Origin of the sequence: Bacillus sp. B28, assembly GCF_029536185.1 — a bacterium.
Classification (GTDB): Bacteria; Bacillota; Bacilli; order Bacillales; family Bacillaceae; genus Bacillus; species Bacillus halotolerans.
The window spans coordinates 1,537,668-1,555,162 of sequence record NZ_CP120511.1 but is presented as its reverse complement, the minus strand read 5'-3'; the positions used below and the strand labels follow the sequence as shown (position 1 = coordinate 1,555,162).

General features: G+C 42.6%; 17 protein-coding genes. 5 read left to right on the top strand and 12 right to left on the bottom strand.

Features of this window, described 5'->3' with window-relative positions; translation table 11 throughout:
- The first annotated feature begins 3 nt into the window (after positions 1–3).
- Positions 4–1,671, top strand: coding sequence for a ribonuclease J1 (rnjA, locus tag P3L57_RS07855; protein ID WP_010334096.1), 1,668 nt, complete (start codon positions 4–6; stop codon positions 1,669–1,671).
- A 33-nt stretch (positions 1,672–1,704) separates the two neighbouring features.
- On the opposite strand, the gene ade is transcribed toward rnjA, so the two are convergent.
- The 5 genes from ade to abhA form a co-directional block, all read right to left on the bottom strand.
- Entirely contained in the window at positions 1,705–3,438 is a 1,734-nt protein-coding gene (ade, locus tag P3L57_RS07850; protein ID WP_059335858.1) for an adenine deaminase, read from the bottom strand.
- A gap of 156 nt (positions 3,439–3,594) precedes the next feature.
- Complete coding sequence (gene ktrC, locus P3L57_RS07845) at positions 3,595–4,260, bottom strand: Ktr system potassium transporter KtrC (RefSeq protein ID WP_010334094.1); 666 nt, start codon at positions 4,258–4,260, stop codon at positions 3,595–3,597.
- Between the two features lie 71 nt (positions 4,261–4,331).
- On the bottom strand, positions 4,332–5,162 hold the full coding sequence (locus P3L57_RS07840) for a gamma-glutamylcyclotransferase family protein (RefSeq protein ID WP_059292847.1): 831 nt from the start codon (positions 5,160–5,162) through the stop codon (positions 4,332–4,334).
- Positions 5,163–5,177: 15 nt separating this feature from the next.
- Positions 5,178–6,464, bottom strand: a complete 1,287-nt coding sequence (gene kinC / locus P3L57_RS07835; protein ID WP_069486489.1) for a two-component sensor histidine kinase KinC — start codon at positions 6,462–6,464, stop codon at positions 5,178–5,180.
- A gap of 190 nt (positions 6,465–6,654) precedes the next feature.
- Positions 6,655–6,933 carry a transcriptional regulator AbhA gene (gene abhA / locus P3L57_RS07830; protein ID WP_024121253.1) on the bottom strand — a complete coding sequence of 93 codons (279 nt, stop codon included), beginning with the start codon at positions 6,931–6,933 and terminating at the stop codon, positions 6,655–6,657.
- 281 nt (positions 6,934–7,214) lie between these two features.
- On the opposite strand from abhA, the gene mreBH reads away from it, so the two are divergent.
- The 3 genes from mreBH (at position 7,215) to P3L57_RS07815 (ending at position 9,802) form a co-directional block, all read left to right on the top strand.
- The gene (gene mreBH, locus P3L57_RS07825) at positions 7,215–8,222 is read left to right on the top strand and encodes a cell shape-determining protein MreBH (RefSeq protein WP_024121252.1); all 1,008 of its coding nucleotides are present in this window, start codon (positions 7,215–7,217) and stop codon (positions 8,220–8,222) included.
- Between the two features lie 102 nt (positions 8,223–8,324).
- A complete protein-coding gene (locus P3L57_RS07820; protein WP_024121251.1) occupies positions 8,325–8,456 on the top strand; it encodes a protein YkpC in 132 nt (43 codons plus the stop codon).
- Between the two features lie 113 nt (positions 8,457–8,569).
- On the top strand, positions 8,570–9,802 hold the full coding sequence (locus tag P3L57_RS07815; RefSeq protein WP_069486626.1) for an aminopeptidase: 1,233 nt from the start codon (positions 8,570–8,572) through the stop codon (positions 9,800–9,802).
- Positions 9,803–9,829: 27 nt separating this feature from the next.
- On the opposite strand, the gene P3L57_RS07810 is transcribed toward P3L57_RS07815, so the two are convergent.
- The 3 genes from P3L57_RS07810 to P3L57_RS07800 are packed head-to-tail and all read right to left on the bottom strand — an operon-like array spanning position 9,830 to position 12,555.
- A complete protein-coding gene (locus P3L57_RS07810; RefSeq protein WP_044156034.1) occupies positions 9,830–10,741 on the bottom strand; it encodes a ketopantoate reductase family protein in 912 nt (303 codons plus the stop codon).
- A gap of 60 nt (positions 10,742–10,801) precedes the next feature.
- The gene (locus P3L57_RS07805; protein ID WP_024121248.1) at positions 10,802–12,421 is read right to left on the bottom strand and encodes an ABC-F family ATP-binding cassette domain-containing protein; all 1,620 of its coding nucleotides are present in this window, start codon (positions 12,419–12,421) and stop codon (positions 10,802–10,804) included.
- Positions 12,418–12,555 carry a hypothetical protein gene (locus P3L57_RS07800; protein ID WP_157722710.1) on the bottom strand — a complete coding sequence of 46 codons (138 nt, stop codon included), beginning with the start codon at positions 12,553–12,555 and terminating at the stop codon, positions 12,418–12,420. The genes P3L57_RS07805 and P3L57_RS07800 overlap by 4 nt, the downstream gene beginning before the upstream one ends.
- A 50-nt stretch (positions 12,556–12,605) precedes the next feature.
- On the opposite strand from P3L57_RS07800, the gene P3L57_RS07795 reads away from it, so the two are divergent.
- Positions 12,606–12,875, top strand: a complete 270-nt coding sequence (locus P3L57_RS07795; protein WP_010334087.1) for a hypothetical protein — start codon at positions 12,606–12,608, stop codon at positions 12,873–12,875.
- Positions 12,876–12,910: 35 nt separating this feature from the next.
- Here the strand turns inward: P3L57_RS07795 and sipT are convergent, their stop codons facing one another.
- The 4 genes from sipT to P3L57_RS07775 form a co-directional block, all read right to left on the bottom strand.
- Positions 12,911–13,492 carry a signal peptidase I sipT gene (gene sipT / locus P3L57_RS07790; RefSeq protein ID WP_044156035.1) on the bottom strand — a complete coding sequence of 194 codons (582 nt, stop codon included), beginning with the start codon at positions 13,490–13,492 and terminating at the stop codon, positions 12,911–12,913.
- A gap of 143 nt (positions 13,493–13,635) precedes the next feature.
- Positions 13,636–15,540, bottom strand: a complete 1,905-nt coding sequence (locus P3L57_RS07785) for a PTS fructose transporter subunit IIABC (protein ID WP_044156037.1) — start codon at positions 15,538–15,540, stop codon at positions 13,636–13,638.
- Between the two features lie 14 nt (positions 15,541–15,554).
- Positions 15,555–16,466, bottom strand: a complete 912-nt coding sequence (gene pfkB, locus P3L57_RS07780) for a 1-phosphofructokinase (protein ID WP_044156038.1) — start codon at positions 16,464–16,466, stop codon at positions 15,555–15,557.
- Positions 16,463–17,218, bottom strand: coding sequence for a DeoR/GlpR family DNA-binding transcription regulator (locus P3L57_RS07775; protein WP_044156039.1), 756 nt, complete (start codon positions 17,216–17,218; stop codon positions 16,463–16,465). Before P3L57_RS07775 ends, pfkB begins: the two co-directional genes overlap by 4 nt.
- Positions 17,219–17,495: the final 277 nt, after the last annotated feature.

Below are 17,495 nucleotides of genomic sequence, written 5' to 3'. Positions count from 1 at the left end.
GGTATGAAATTTGTAAAAAACGATCAAACTGCTGTTTTCGCCCTCGGAGGACTGGGCGAAATCGGTAAAAATACGTATGCGGTGCAGTTTCAGGATGAAATTGTGCTGATTGACGCGGGGATCAAGTTTCCCGAGGACGAACTGCTCGGTATTGATTACGTCATTCCCGATTACACGTATTTAGTTAAAAACGAAGATAAAATTAAAGGGCTTTTTATCACTCACGGGCACGAAGACCATATCGGCGGCATCCCGTACCTGCTTAGACAAGTCAATATTCCCGTTTACGGCGGTAAACTCGCGATCGGCTTACTTCGGAATAAACTTGAAGAGCACGGATTATTAAGACAGACTAAGCTTAACATCATCGGTGAGGATGATATCGTAAAATTTCGCAAAACGGCTGTGTCATTCTTTAGAACAACACACAGTATTCCGGATTCCTACGGTATTGTTGTAAAAACGCCGCCCGGAAACATCGTACATACTGGAGATTTCAAATTCGACTTTACTCCAGTCGGCGAGCCGGCAAACTTAACGAAAATGGCCGAAATCGGCAAAGAAGGCGTTCTGTGCCTCCTTTCAGACAGCACAAACAGTGAAAACCCGGAGTTCACTATGTCTGAACGCCGTGTCGGAGAAAGCATTCATGACATTTTCCGCAAGGTGGACGGCCGAGTTATCTTCGCTACATTCGCGTCGAATATTCACCGCTTGCAGCAGGTAATTGAGGCTGCTGTATTAAATGGAAGAAAAGTTGCCGTATTTGGACGCAGTATGGAATCGGCTATCGAAATCGGACAAACTCTCGGCTATATTAACTGTCCTAAAAATACGTTTATTGAACATAACGAAATCAATCGCATTCCTGCCAATAAAGTAACAATCCTGTGTACAGGAAGCCAAGGGGAACCGATGGCGGCTTTATCCAGAATTGCAAACGGCACACATCGGCAGATTTCAATCAATCCTGGGGATACAGTCGTATTTTCTTCATCCCCTATTCCGGGCAACACAATCAGCGTGAGCCGCACAATTAACCAGCTGTATCGTGCGGGGGCCGAGGTTATTCACGGACCTCTTAATGATATCCATACATCCGGTCACGGCGGACAGGAAGAACAAAAGCTGATGCTTCGTTTAATCAAGCCTAAATTCTTCATGCCGATTCACGGTGAGTACAGAATGCAAAAGATGCACGTCAAGCTTGCGACAGATTGCGGCATCCCTGAAGAAAACTGCTTTATCATGGATAACGGTGAAGTATTGGCGCTTAAAGGCGATGAAGCTTCAGTTGCCGGTAAAATCCCATCCGGTTCAGTATACATCGACGGTAGCGGTATCGGTGATATTGGAAATATCGTGCTTCGCGACCGCAGAATTCTTTCTGAAGAAGGTCTTGTGATCGTCGTTGTCAGCATAGATATGGATGACTTTAAGATTTCAGCGGGCCCTGACTTGATTTCCAGAGGGTTTGTTTACATGAGAGAATCAGGTGATTTGATCAATGACGCCCAGGAGCTTATTTCAAACCACTTGCAAAAAGTTATGGAACGAAAAACCACTCAATGGTCAGAAATCAAAAATGAGATCACGGATACGCTTGCTCCGTTCTTATATGAAAAAACGAAACGCCGCCCAATGATCCTTCCGATCATTATGGAGGTTTAAAAAAAGATGCACTCACTTAGGAGTGCATCTTTTTTATTGCAGTGCTATATGCTGAAATGACTTTACATCAAACAATCCTGTAGTCGTCATTTTGATGTCAGGAATGACAGGCAAAGCCAAGAATGAAAGCGTCAAAAATGGGTTAAACCGGTCTTTAAAACCGATAAATGAGAGCTTTTCATGAAGCGTCATTAAGCTTTGATTCACCAATTCTGCAGATTGGTCGGATAATAACCCCGCAATCGGCAGAGCAACCGAGTGAAGTTCTTCCCCGTCTTTTATAACTGTTAATCCGCCGCCAATTTCCTGCAGCTTATTAACTGCGGCTGCGATATCGGTGTCATTTGTCCCCACGGCAATGATATTATGCGAATCGTGTGAAATCGTTGTTGCAATCGCCCCACTTTTCAAACCAAATCCTTTCACAATACCAAGTCCCGTTTCTTTTAATCCCTTATGCCGTTCCACGACTGCAATCTTTAACAAGTCAAGATCGATTTCAGGCTGAAAAATGGGTGCTTCTGGAGCCGGAACACTCACCAGGCGTGTTTCAAGCTGATTTGGTATGATTTGAATGACATTCATCTGCTGCTGGGGATCAATTGGCATATGAAAATCCTGTTCGGAAAGAGGAGCAGCAAGGTTAACGGAATGAAGCAGCGCCGGGTCTGGTGTTAGCGTATGAGCTTGTGCCTGACAGACTGCTTTATTATTTTCAGCAACAGTTTGTCCTTTTACCAACGTCTTTGTGACAGTGACATTTTCCACATCTGAAATAAAGAGCAAATCGGCGTCAAATCCCGGAGCAATCGCTCCCTTTGTATCTAGTCCGTAGCATTCCGCTGCATTCAGGCTTCCCAATTGGTATGCCAAAAACGGATCGAGGCCAGCTTGAATAGCCATTTTCACCTGATGATTCACACTTCCCTCTGACAATAAATCATCTACGTGTTTATCATCAGTACAGAAAAAGAAACGGCGCGCATTCTTTTCATTAACAGCCGGCAGCACTTTCATTGTATTTTTGGCGACTGACCCTTCTCGCATCATGACGTACATTCCTCTTCTGATACGATCCAGCGCTTCTTCCTTCGTCGTTACCTCATGATCGGTCAAGACAAAAGCGGTTCTGTAAATATTGATGAGATCAGTTGACAAGCCTGCTAAATGTCCGTCAATCCGTTTCCCCGCGCTCCGGGCATCAAACAGCTTATTAACCATGTCTGCTTCACCCTGCTCAACCGATACATAATCCATCACTTCAGCCAGACCCAATACCTCTTTCTCTTCGTAAAATGGCTTCAAATCGGCCGCCCGAAGTACCGCACCGGATCGCTCAAAGCTGGCGGCAGGCACACTGGAGGGAAGCATAAAATGGATATTCAGCGGTGTTTGCCGAGCCTGTTCAATCATAAATTTGATCCCTTCCTGACCGGACACGTTCGCTATTTCATGCGGATCGGTAATGATGGTCGTCACGCCATTCGGCAATACGGCTTTTGCAAACTCGATCGGTGTCACCATTGATGACTCAATATGTACATGACCATCAATAAATCCCGGCACAATGACTTGCCCCTCTGCATCAATGGTTTCTTCACCTTCATACTGGCCGAGGCCTACAATCACTCCGTCTGTTATCGCAATATCTTCATAAATCCACTCATGATTATATACGTCCATGATTTTCCCGTTCTTAATGACGATGTCAGCTTTTTGTCTGCGGGCTGAAGCATTCAGCCTTTTGACCAGCGCTTCTTTATTCAAATGGCCCCCTCCTCTTTTTTATTTATATGGTACAATATGCTATCGGAACGCTTATCCGTAGTCAATAAAATTTTAGTAAATTGGCGCTTAGTTCATTAAAGTTGTTATATTCTGATAATATTAAAAAACCGCCCCTAAGGACGGCTTATATTTCTTCTATTTCGTATGAAGAACTCTTTTCTCAAAACGTGAAATATCCGTAACCGATCCAATGACGATGAGAATATCTTCTTGATGTATCACTTCAGTCGCAAGCGGCGACACGATGACTTCCTTGCCCCTTTTAATCGCTACAATATTAATACCGTATTTCGCCCGTATATCTAAATCGAGAAGAGTGTTTCCGGCAAGACGGCTGTTGGCAACGATCTCGACAAGACTATGCTCTTCTGACAGCTCCAAATAATCAAGTACATTGTTGGAAACGATATTATGCGCAATTCTTTTTGCCATATCACGTTCCGGGTGGACAATGTGATCCGCGCCGATTTTGGACAGCACTTTTTCATGGTAATCATTCTGAGCCTTAACTGTAATCGTATTGACACCCAGTTCTTTGAGAATCAGAGTTGTTAATATACTCGCCTGAATATTTTCACCGATCGCAACAATGACGTGGTCAAAATTCCTCAAACCTAAATTTTTCAGAACAGATTCATCGGTCGAGTCTCCGATGACGGCATGTGATGCAATCTTGGCATACTCGTTGACTTTATCTTCATCAATATCCATCGCCATGACCTCGACGCCCTCTTCACTCAATGCTTTGCATATACTTCCACCAAAACGGCCGAGTCCAATTACGGCAAATTCTTTTTTCATAGTGGTGCTCCTTTACCTAACATCATATTGATCAAATTTTAACATATTCTTTTGAGGCAGTGTTAATTTCATCAACCTTTTGGCAGCGAATTCATATGCTGCTTAAGCCGTTCAGTAAAGCCCTTGGTCAAATAAAGCTCCGCTCCCCGTTCAATCTCGATTTGATAATGCTGAGGAGGTGCTGTTTCTGCTTCTTTTCGGAGGACGAGAAAGGTTAAACAATCAGTATAGAGCTTTCCCCCTGCTTCAACGTCTACAAATGCCGGCCGATAGGTAAGAGATTCAACCCCTTCCCTTTTATATAAATAGGCGACAGCTGAAAAAGGAAGACGATACAACACCCCTTCTGTCGTACCTCCGTCTTCAGTGATATCCGCTCTTGAGCCGTCTGGCCTTTTTAACGTAAAGCGGGTTGTATACCCTTTTAAAACAGCTCCTCCCACTGGATCTTGAAAATAATGATCAACCCCTGCTTTTTGAAAACGGGCATTGTCCATACAAGATCCGTAGGCAAAATAGTACACGGGATCTTTAGATTTGCTGATCATCTGATGTTCTTTCCAGTCACCGCTGCCTATTTTCACAAAGTCAGCACAATCATCTTTTTTCATATAATATACAACTGCTTCCTTGATTCCAGCATCAGTTTCGACATGTACAGATGTCTTGTGGTAGCCTTGATAAAAAAGATCAAGCTTATGTATACACAATTCATCTGCTTCATATATCTCACCGCAAATATAGCCATCAGCCCCAAACAAGGCCGCAGGTTCCTCGGCAGCCGTATTAAAAAGACTTCCCTTTGTCCGCGCCTGCTCACTGATACAAGCCGACTGTGATAACAAATGATGATTTTTTTCATGCTTCCTTAAGGTCCCATATACAAACAGAAGCGAGTTCATCTTGTTTTTCCCCTCTCAGCTGTCAGATTTCAAAGGCAAAACAACTTGAAAGATGCTGCCTTTTCCAGCTTCACTTTCAATCTTCAATTCCCCGTTATGTTCCTTTAATATTCTCAAACAAATGGCGAGCCCCAGCCCTGTGCCTTTCTCCTTTGTTGAATAAAAAGGTTTTCCGATTTGCTCAAGCTTTTCCTGTGACATGCCGTTTCCTTCATCTTTTACGCTGATTACGACGTGTGAAGCTGTTTTAGCAGTGGAAATCGTAACGACACCGCCCTTTGGCATTGCTTCAATTCCATTTTTGATAATATTGATAAAAACCTGCTTCAGCTGGTTTTCGTCCCCTTTAATCATACAGGCTTCCGTCTCACCAAAATTCTTTTCTATAGCAATATTGGACAATATGGCATTCGTATCAAGCAATGTCGTGACTTGTTTCAAAATTTCATTGATTGGGTGCGTTTTAAATGTAATTTCCTGCGGCTTCGCCAGCAGCAGCAGCTCGCCGAGCACCAGGTCAATTCTTTTAATCTCTGAAAAGATGATATCAAAATAATCTTTTCTATCCGGATATGATGTTTTCATAATTTGAAGGAATCCGCTGACGGACGTTAAAGGATTTCTGACTTCATGTGCAATGCCGGCAGCCAGTTCACTCGTGATTGACAGTTTCTGCGACTCCCTCGCAAGCCGTTCATTGATTTCCAGAAGCTCATCTTCAGCCTCTTTTCGCTCAGTGATGTCTGACATTGTACCCAGGCTTCCGGTAAATTGCTCATCTCGGTCATAGTAAAGTTTATAGTGAACCTCGCCCCAAAAAATCGTCCCGTTCTTTGTCACATATTTTGCCGTAAACATCCCCGAGGACGCTTTGTTTTTGATTTGAGTATTAATGTGATCAGCTACATGCTTTTCTTTTATGAAATAATCATTATACATTGTCCCCATACATTCAATGATCGAAAAACCTGTGATAGCTGCCCACGCTTGATTTAAGTATGTAATTTCACCTTTTGCATTTGTTTGAAAAACGATCTCCTGTAAATTATCCATGATGCGGTTCTTCTCATCAGAAAGCTGTTTATACTTCCATTCATTATCTTTCATTTTCTTGACCAGCTGTTTTTTCTCATCGACATAATACGCCAGCATCCAGACACTGAAAATCGTTACTGCTGTATACACAATGTCAACAGGCCAATTAATCGGGTTTTTGCCTATAAAATAAAATAAATAATCCCAAAACATAATAAAAATCATCGCCAAAATAATGGAAATGATACGTGCTTGATATTTTCTCATATGACCACCTGCCGCTTGTGTTTCTCTGTTTATTGTACCATTCTTCGACAAATAATAGAGTAAAATATGTAAAGTATCCCAAATCATTCATTACCTTTTGTTCATGATGTCATATCTTAGGCGGCGGTAATCAGAAATCGGCACGCAAAAAAAGGCGGAGATTACACCATTCCGCCTTTTTCAACATATATTATTCTTTTAAAGCGGCTTGAATTTCTTCGAGAAGCAGCTGTGCGCCTTCAGGGCTTAACGTAATTTTACCGTTGCCGTACTCTTTATTTTCTGAAGTGATTTCCCCAGTCATTAAACAAATGCCATGAGGTTTGTACTTTTTCAAAATAATTTTATCGCCCTCGACAAAAAACTCAATGCTGTCTTTAATAGCAATATCCAGTGCCCGTCTTAACTCTATCGGCATAACAATACGGCCTAATTCATCTACTTTTCTTACAACACCTATTGATTTCATAAAAACCCTTCTTCCTTAAATGTTTCTTTTTTCATGTAATATTCAAGGTTGTCCCTCAATATATCGTAGACGTACGAAACGCAGAAAAAGTTTCCCGCTTTCTTGAAGAATCGCAAGATATTTTTTCCATAAAACCGAAAAATGTATTACTTCTGTTACACCCTTCCGCAGTTTTTTACAAAAACATTTCTTTCCCGACGCACACCCCCAAAAATCGCTTCTTTTCTTAGAAACTTTAAATGTAGAATCATATAAAATCAGGATAAAGATTGGGTGAAAACATGTTTCAATCAACTGAAATTGGAATTGACTTAGGAACAGCTAATATACTTGTTTACAGCAAAAATAAAGGAATCATCTTAAATGAACCTTCTGTTGTCGCAGTAGATACAACGACTAAAGCAGTGCTTGCGATCGGGACTGACGCGAAAAATATGATCGGTAAAACACCGGGAAAAATTGTCGCTGTCAGACCGATGAAAGACGGCGTTATCGCTGACTACGACATGACAACTGATTTGTTAAAGCACATCATGAAAAAAGCCGGAAAGAGCATCGGCATGTCGTTCAGAAAGCCGAATGTCGTTGTGTGCACACCATCAGGCTCAACTGCAGTAGAACGCCGCGCCATCAGTGACGCGGTGAAAAATTGCGGAGCGAAAAACGTCCATTTAATTGAAGAACCGGTGGCAGCTGCAATCGGAGCGGATTTGCCGGTTGACGAGCCGGTTGCTAACGTGGTGGTAGATATCGGCGGCGGGACGACGGAAGTCGCGATTATTTCCTTTGGAGGCGTTGTCTCCTGCCATTCAATCAGAATCGGCGGCGACCAGCTTGATGAGGATATCGTTGCTTTTGTGCGGAAAAAGTACAATTTGCTGATCGGTGAACGCACAGCTGAGCAGGTTAAAATGGAAATTGGCCATGCATTGATTGAGCATGTGCCGGATGCAATGGAAATTCGCGGACGTGACCTTGTGACGGGGCTACCGAAAACCATTATGCTTCAATCAAATGAAATTCAAAACGCGATGCGTGAATCTCTCCTTCATATTCTTGAAGCGATTAGAGCCACACTTGAGGACTGTCCTCCTGAATTAAGCGGAGACATTGTCGATCGCGGCGTAATTTTAACAGGCGGCGGGGCGCTTCTTAATGGGATCAAAGAATGGCTGTCAGAAGAAATCGTTGTACCTGTACACGTGGCGCCAAACCCGCTTGAATCCGTGGCAATCGGCACCGGCCGTTCTTTAGAGGTGATTGATAAGCTCCAAAAAGCGGTTAAATAATCCTTTTCTCGCAAAATCTCAGAAAGTAATTGAAATTCCTGCTTCTTTTTTCCTCTCTCGCTTCATATTGTGGGAAATGGAGAAACGATAAGGAGGAAACAGATGCTTAGAGATTTAGGAAGACGGGTAGCGATTGCAGCCATTTTGAGCGGAATCATTCTTGGAGGCATGAGCATTTCACTGGCAAACATGCCTCATGCGCCTGAAGGCACTGTAAAAATGAATCATCCATAAGTGTTGAAAAGCCCAAGACCATTTTGTTTTGGGTTTTTCTCTTTGCACTCCTTTCTTTTCTTTATAGGAGATTATTTGATATGATGAGAAAAAAGCACGAGGAGGAAAGATTGATGGATACATTTTCAGAGAAACTAAATACATATGCCCAGCTGGCGGTTGAGGTCGGCGTTAATGTCCAAAAAGGCCAGTATGTGGTGGTAAATGCTTCGACGGAGGTTCGCGATTTCGTCCGTCTGATTGTAGAACATGCATATGAAAAAGGCGCAAAAAATGTAACAGTGAATTGGCAGGATGACGAAGTGGCCAAATTAAAATATGACCTGGCGCCGTTTGAAGCCTTTGAAGAGTATCCTGAATGGGAAGCGAAAGGCAGAGAAGAGCTTGCCAAGAAAGGAGCTGCTTTCATTTCAGTCGTATCCTCAAACCCAGATTTACTGCAAGGGGTAGATTCCAAACGGATTGCCGCCTTCCAAAAAGCTGCAGGCAAAGCGTTACATACATACAGACAATACATTCAATCTGATAAAGTGAGCTGGACTGTCGTCGGTGCTGCATCAGCAGGTTGGGCTCAGAAAGTATTCCCTGGCAAATCAGAAGAGGAAGCGACACAGCTCCTGTGGGAAGAAATTTTTAAAGCCACACGCGTAAACGAAGAAAATCCGGTTCAAGCGTGGATCAATCATGATCAAAACCTTCATGAAAAAGTTGATCATTTGAACCAAAAACATTATGCCGCTTTACATTACCAAGCGGAAGGAACTGATTTAACAATCAAGCTGCCGAAAAAACACGTTTGGGCAGGTGCCGGAAGCGTAAATGAAAGCGGACATGAATTTATGGCCAATATGCCGACAGAAGAAGTATTCACACTGCCGCAAAAAGACGGGGTTGACGGGTTTGTATCGAGCACAAAACCGCTAAGCTACGGCGGGAACATTATCGAAAACTTCACGCTCACATTCAAAAACGGCCGTATTGTTGACATTAAAGCCGAAAAAGGAGAAGACATTTTAAAAGAATTGGTCGAAACAGATGAAGGCTCTCACTATCTTGGTGAAGTAGCTCTTGTCCCGTACGATTCGGCTATTTCACAGTCAAATATTCTTTTTTACAACACTTTATTTGATGAAAATGCGTCAAATCACCTGGCGATCGGCAGTGCCTATGCTTTTAATATTGAGGGCGGAAAACAGATGTCTCGCGAAGAGCTTGTCAAAGAAGGCTTAAATGAAAGCATTACCCACGTAGACTTTATGGTTGGTTCTAAGGATATGAACATTGATGGAATTACTGAAGACGGAAAAAGAGAACCTATCTTTAGAAATGGAAATTGGGCTTTTTAAATAAAGAAGAAGGCTTTCGCCTCCTTCTTATTTTTTTGCTTCATACATTTGCAGATTGGCATAAACTGTTTCTAATATTGGTGTTGACAGAGACAAACGCTTTGCTTTATCAAGCAAAAAGCCGTGCAGATGATCTCCTTCAGTCGTTTGGCCATTTTCCATATCACGGAGCATGGAGGATTTCATATGATAAGACATGCTTGTCATTGTGCGGAAGCTGTCTTCTTCAAGCTCTGGATCAGCCGGAACTCCTTCCTTGCGCAAGATCATGCCGATTTCCCCAATGAGTGTTCGCGCAGTGTGCCGGCCGCTCTCTGTTTCAAGGATTGGTCCAAGCGGTCTTTGAAATAAGGTTGTCATTCCTGCTTGTGCTGCAATAAACAGATATTTTTTCCAGATGTCTTTCTCAATATGCCCGCTAATGATGACCTCTGCCTTCACTCCTGCAAATGCTTCCTCAAGCTTTTTTATCCGTTCCGTGCGCTCACCGTTCCATTCACCGAACACAAAACGATGCGACGCACTTGTATGGTTGATTTCTCCCAGATTGTTTAAAGCACTTTCTATGAAACACAGCCCGCCCAGCACCTGATCTTTCGAAAATGCCGTAAATAGCTGCTCGTAGTGACGATAACCGTTTAAGAAAGGAATAATGACTGATTCGCTGTGGACAAAAGGTTTGACATCGCTAATCACCTGACCGAGTGAATATGCTTTAGAAGCGATGATGACCACATCAAACTGTTCTTTTTCTCCTGCAGTGATTACTGCGGGCTGAAAGAACACGTCACCCTTTTCACTATGAATAACTAGTCCCGTTTGTTTTAACTGTTCAGCTCTTTTTTGGCGGACAAGAAACGTCACCGCATTCCCTTTCTCTGCAAGCCGTCCGCCAATATAACCGCCTACTCCACCTGCTCCGACAATTAAAAATTTCAAGTTAATGTCCCCTTTCTTTTCTATGTACAAAAAAAAGCAGAGAATTCTCTGCTTTTTTTATTACGCGTATAGTTCAGCCAGTTTTTTCTGCACATCAGCATTTTCAAGGAACTCGTCATAGCTCATTTGCTTGTCAACAATGCCATTAGGCGTAATCTCTATGATTCTGTTGGCAATCGTCTGTACAAATTGGTGGTCATGTGATGTAAACAGCATAGCGCCTTTAAAGCTGATTAAGCCATTATTGAGCGCTGTAATAGATTCTAGGTCTAAGTGGTTGGTCGGTTCATCCAAAATTAAAATATTGGCGCCAGAAAGCATTGCTTTCGAAAGCATGCAGCGAACCTTTTCTCCCCCGGATAAAACATTTGCTTTTTTGTGTACTTCTTCACCGGAAAACAGCATGCGTCCTAAGAAGCCGCGTAAAAAGCTCTCACTTTGGTCATGAGGAGAATATTGGCGAAGCCAGTCTACAAGATTTAAATCACTGCCTTCAAAATATTCGCTGTTGTCTTTAGGGAAGTACGCTTGAGATGTCGTCACGCCCCATTTAAATGTTCCGCTGTCAGCTTCCATTTCCCCGGAAATGATTTTGAACAGAGTAGTAACAGCCAATTCGTTACGCCCTGTAAAAGCAATTTTATCTTCTCTATTCATAATAAAGCTGACATTGTCGAGAACTTTTACACCGTCAATTGTTTTCGTTAATCCTTCTACCCGGAGAACGTCATTACCGATTTCTCGTTCCGGTGTGAAATTGACGTAAGGATAACGGCGTGAAGACGGTTTAATATCATCAAGAGAAATTTTATCAAGAAGTTTCTTTCTTGAAGTCGCCTGTTTTGATTTAGACGCATTTGCGCTGAATCTGGCCACAAACTCTTGTAGCTGTTTAATTTGCTCTTCTTTTTTCTTGTTCGCTTCTTGAGAAAGCTTCAAAGCAAGCTGGCTTGATTCATACCAGAAATCATAGTTTCCGACGTAGATTTGGATTTTGTTAAAATCAAGGTCAGCAATATGTGTACACACTTTATTTAAAAAGTGACGGTCATGGGATACAACAATCACAGTGTTTTCAAAGTTAATCAGAAACTCTTCCAGCCACTGAATTGCCTGAAGGTCTAAGTGGTTCGTCGGCTCATCAAGAAGCAGGACATCGGGCTTGCCGAATAATGCCTGAGCCAAGAGAACTTTCACTTTTTCGGAGCCGCCAAGATCTTCCATCTTCTTCGTGTGAAGATCTTCTGAGATGCCGAGACCTTTTAGAAGGATCGCAGCTTCACTTTCTGCTTCCCATCCGTTCAGCTCTGCAAATTCACCTTCGAGCTCTGCCGCACGAATTCCGTCTTCATCCGAGAAATCAGGCTTCATGTAAATTGCGTCTTTCTCCTGCATGACCTCGTATAAACGCTTATGTCCCATAATCACAACTTTTAGCACTTCATACTCTTCGTACTCAAAGTGGTTCTGTTTCAGGATGGCAAGACGCTCGCCAGGACTCATATGAACATCGCCTGTCTGAGGCTCAATTTCTCCTGATAACACTTTCAGAAACGTTGATTTACCAGCACCATTGGCACCAATTAACCCGTAGCAGTTGCCTGGGGTAAATTTAATATTTACATCTTCAAATAACTTGCGATCCGCAAAACGCAAGCTCACATTATTTACTGCAATCATTTAATATCCTCCATCATGTCTATCATCATTAAAAGTATACCATGAATGGAAGACAAGAGAAATGCTTCACTGATAAAAGCAGGCAGAAACACTTCTACACTAAAAGGGCGAAGCTGTGATACAATTGAAGACAAAGAGGATGCATCCAGATGGAAAATCATACATTCTTACTCGGAGGAACACATTGAGGCTTTTAACACTGACTGAATATTGCTTATTGATCTTTTTTACAGGCTTTTACCTTGCCGTAACTGGCTTTACCGCCAAAGATATCGGATTATATATCGGGATCGCCCTGATTTATATCTTCTCACATATCTTCTCTAAACGGTTATTAGAAAAACGCGGCAAAGAGAACAAGCAAGTGCACCTTTTCTTCAGTGTGCTGGCCATTATCGGTTCAGTATTTGTCACTGTATTATGCATTGCATTAGTCGCTTCTTTTTCCAATTAAAAAACGCCTGCTGTCCAAAGGCCAGCAAGGCGTTTTTATTTGGTTTGGCGCATTTCATTAAACGGGAAAAATACAAACTTCGACGTACCCACAATCCGATCTTCCGCAATCAGTCCGAGGCCATTTCTGCTGTCCATGGAGTTTAGCCGGTTATCCCCCATGACGAAATATTTGCCTTTCGGTACTTTCACCGGGCCAAAGTCGCCTGTAAGACTGACACCAAGCTTTTCTGCCTCTTTTTTGTTTTTAGACAAATAAGGCTCGGCAACTTTTTTTCCGTTTATATAAAGCGTGTCATCCTTCATTTCCACGGTTTCTCCAGGCTTACCGATCAATCGTTTGACGTAATGGATTTTTGAAGTCTCACCATTGATAATGACGATATCTCCCCGCTCCAGGTCACCGATATAGTGTACCGTTTTATTGACAAACAGTCTTTCGCCGTCATGTAAAGTGGGGTACATAGATGAACCTTCGACTAAATACGGTTCAAATAGGAAGTGGCGGATAATGAGTGCCAGCAGGACAGCAATGACAATTGCTTTTCCCCATTCCCAATACGTATTTGTTTTTTTCTTCCCCGCTTTTTCAGTTTTTGTTTGATTTTCTTCGGTCAAAGTGTTTCCTCCTAGACGATTGCTATGTCAGTTGTTTCCCTTCTTTTACTTTATCATAATTTATTATAAAATACATAACTTAACCGCGCTGCCGCGAGAAGATAGAGAAAAAGCGTCCTTTAGTAACAGGACGCTTTTTTTCCTTATTTTTCAGTTACAGGTTTTTTCACGATACCTAGGATCATCGCCATAATCACAGCACCAATTACAATACTTAATAAGTAAAGGAGCGGATGGTTTGTAATAAAGGCTACGAATATGCCCCCGTGAGGTGCAGGAAGGGTTACACGGAAGAATTCAGTTAATCCGCCGGCAACCGCTGCACCGACCACAGCCGCTGGAATGACGCGAAGCGGATCCGCCGCAGCAAACGGGATTGCGCCTTCTGTTACGAAAGCCGCACCCATGAAGTAGCATGTAATACCTGCTTCACGGTCACGCTGAGAGAACTTGTTTCTGAAAATTGTTGTTGCAAGTGCGATACCTAATGGAGGAACCATACCGCCGGCCATGATCGCTGCATGAGGCGCATAGTTGCCTGCATCAATCATCGCAATACCGAACGTGAAGGCTGCTTTGTTAAGCGGACCGCCCATGTCAATCGCCATCATACCGCCTAAAATAATACCCATTAACACCAAGTTTCCAGTACCAAGGCTTTGAAGCCAGTCTGTTAAGAAATTCATGAATGCTGCTACAGGTGTATTGATTACAAATTGCATTAATACGCCAGTGATAAAAATACCAAACAGCGGATAAATCAATACAGGCTTCAATCCATCAAGGGACTGAGGGATAAACACAAATACTTTTTTCAATAAAATCACGACATAACCAGCAAGGAATCCGGCAATCAAACCGCCTAAGAATCCAGCATTCGCTTGAGTGGCCATAAACCCGCCGACCATACCAGGAGCAAATCCCGGACGATCTGCAATACTCATCGCGATAAAGCCGGCCAGAACTGCAACAATCAGTTTTAATGCATTGTCGCCGCCAATAAAGTTCAATGCTGCAGCAAACGTATTGTAGCTAGGATCATTCGGATCTGAAGAATGGATACCCCAGAAGAATGAAATTGCAACGAGTATACCGCCGCCCACTACGAATGGAAGCATGTTGCTGACACCGCTCATAAGGTGCTTATAAAACGCGTTTCCAATGCCGCCGGATTTGGCTTTTGGTTCATTTTCATCACTTTGTGCAGAAGAACCGCCGCCGCTGCCTTGATAAATCGGTGCGTCTTGATTCACCGCTTTTTCGATAAGCTCTTGCGGACGTCTGATACCTGCCGTTACTGGAACCTGGAGCACGCGTTTGCCTTTAAAGCGCTCCATTTCAACCTGCTTGTCCGCTGCGACAATGATTGCAGGTGCATCTTCAATTTCTTGAGCAGTTAACTTGTGCTTAATACCGCTTGAACCATTTGTTTCAACCTTAATTTCAACACCAAGCTCTTTCGCTTTTTCTTTAAGGGCATCCGCTGCCATGAAAGTATGGGCGATACCTGTCGGACAAGCTGTAACCGCTAGGATTTTACCTTTTCCGGCTGGTGCTGGTGCCGTTTCTTCTTCTTCTTCCTCTTCGTCATCATCTTTATCATGCTGATTGATAATGTCAATAATCGCGTCTTCTGATTCGGCTTCAAGCAGCTGTTTGCGAATTTCTTCACGCATTAACAGCGTAGACAGTCTTGACAGTGCTTCAAGGTGAGTGTTGTTTGCACCTTCAGTCGCTGCAATCATGAAGACCAAGTGTGCCGGCTGGCCGTCTAGTGATTCATAATCGACACCGTCTTTTGAACGCCCAAACGCAATCGCCGGGTTGATAACGCTTGCCGTTTTCGCATGCGGAATAGCAATTCCTTCACCGATACCCGTTGAACTTTGGCTTTCACGATTTAAAATGGCTTCTTTATAGGCTTGTCTGTCATTTAATTTTCCAGCCTTATCAAGAACTGTGACCATTTCGTCAATCACGTTTTCTTTTTCTTTGCTTTCAATATTAAGCTTTATCGTATGCTTCGTTAAAAGCTCAGTTATTTTCACTTTTGTTTCCTCCTCTATAGACGTGTGACCTTAACTTCAGGAAGAAGCTGCTGGACAAATTCTTCTGTACCAAGTTCCTCAGAAAACGCGGTAGCGCTGCCTGATGTAACTCCTAAGCGGAATGCCTCTTCAAGCGGCAGCTGCTTGGAAACACCGGCAAGAAAACCTGCAACGACAGAATCTCCTGCTCCGACTGAGTTTACCAATTTCCCCTTTGGTACGTTTGCAAAGTAAACGGCATCCTTCGTAAACAGAAGCGCTCCGTCACCGGCCATGGATACGATTACATGCTCAGCGCCTTGTTCTACAAGCTTTTTCCCATAAGGAACAGCTTCTTCAACAGATGAAATCGTTGTTCCGAACATTTCACCAAGCTCGTGATGGTTCGGCTTCATCAAAAACGGTTTCATTTCTGTTGCTTTCATAAGCGCTTCGCCAGAGATATCTAACACAACACGTGCGTTCTGCTGTTTGCAAGCCTCTGCGATTTTTTCATAGGTATTTTGAGGCAGTGAAGAAGGAATGCTTCCAGCAAGAACGACAATATCCCCCTCCTGCAAAGATGTAAACTGTTCTAAAAAGGCATTGAAATCTTCGTCTGAAATCGTTGGTCCCTGACCGTTAATTTCCGTTTCATCACCAGTTTTCAATTTTACATTGATGCGGGTATCTTCTTTTACTTCAGAAAAAGCTGTTTCCAGGTTTTCTTCGCGCAAAAATGTTTTGATATATTCTCCGGTAAATCCGCCGATAAATCCGAGCACTTTTGACTGAACATGATGTCTTTTCAGCAGTCTCGATACGTTGATGCCTTTTCCCCCTGGATACTTTGTATCGTATGCGGAACGGTTTAGGCCTCCTACAGTAAAATCTTCAACGTGAACAATATAATCGACAGATGGATTAAGTGTTACAGTATAAATCATGGTTTCACTACCTTTACGACAGTTTTTTCTTGGTAATTATCGAATGTAAGCTCTTCAGCGTCAGTCGTAATGATTGTTGCGTCGCCTATGCCGGCAAATGCCGAAAATGAAATTTCTCCAAATTTCGAAGGGTCCGCTAAGACGTAAGCGTGTTTTGCCTGTTTGACAGCCTTCGTTTTCAATAGGGCTTCATCAGGGTCAGGCGTTGTGAAGCCGGCCTCTGTATGCACACCGTTTGCCCCCAGAAAACTCTTATCGAATCTGTACTGATCCATGGCAATCAGTGAAGCGCCTCCGATAACCGCGCCCGTTCTGTGCTTTACATATCCTCCAAGCAGATAAAAAGATATTTCTTTCCTTATCAATGCGTCGATGTGCATAACCCCGTTCGTGACTACAACGATATCTTTGCTTTTATCCATAAAATCAATCATGTGCAAAGTCGTCGTGCCCGCATCGAGATAAATGCAATCCCCTTCCTCCAAAAGTGAAGCGGCTTTTTCAGCAATCTTCAATTTGTCTTGAAGGTTTTTGGATGATTTTTCAAGCATATCAGGTTCAAGTCTGATATCGGAAAGCTTGGCAGCTCCCCCGTGAACACGCTTTAAAAAACCGCGTTCTTCAAGCGTCGATAAATCTCTTCTGATTGTAGATTCAGAAGCATTTGTAAGATTTATGAGCTCTTGAATCTTTACCACATCATGCTTTTCTATTTGATCAATAATCAACTGATATCTTTCAGGAGTTAGCATGCTTCACCTCCTAATGAAAACGTATTCATTTTGAATACAATTTCATTGTAAACGCTTTTTTTACAATAGGCAACTAAAATCATTCAAATTCATTCAATAACTATCAAAATCTTTCACGTTTCTCCATATTAACGTATGTATATAGGGTTTGTAAACTGTAAATTCGACAAAAATAAGGACAATTGTATGACTTTTTCTTCTTATCTTAATGTAAAAAGTCTTTTATATTCATAGTAAAAAGCACCAAACATAAAAAAACCTCATGCATATGCATGAG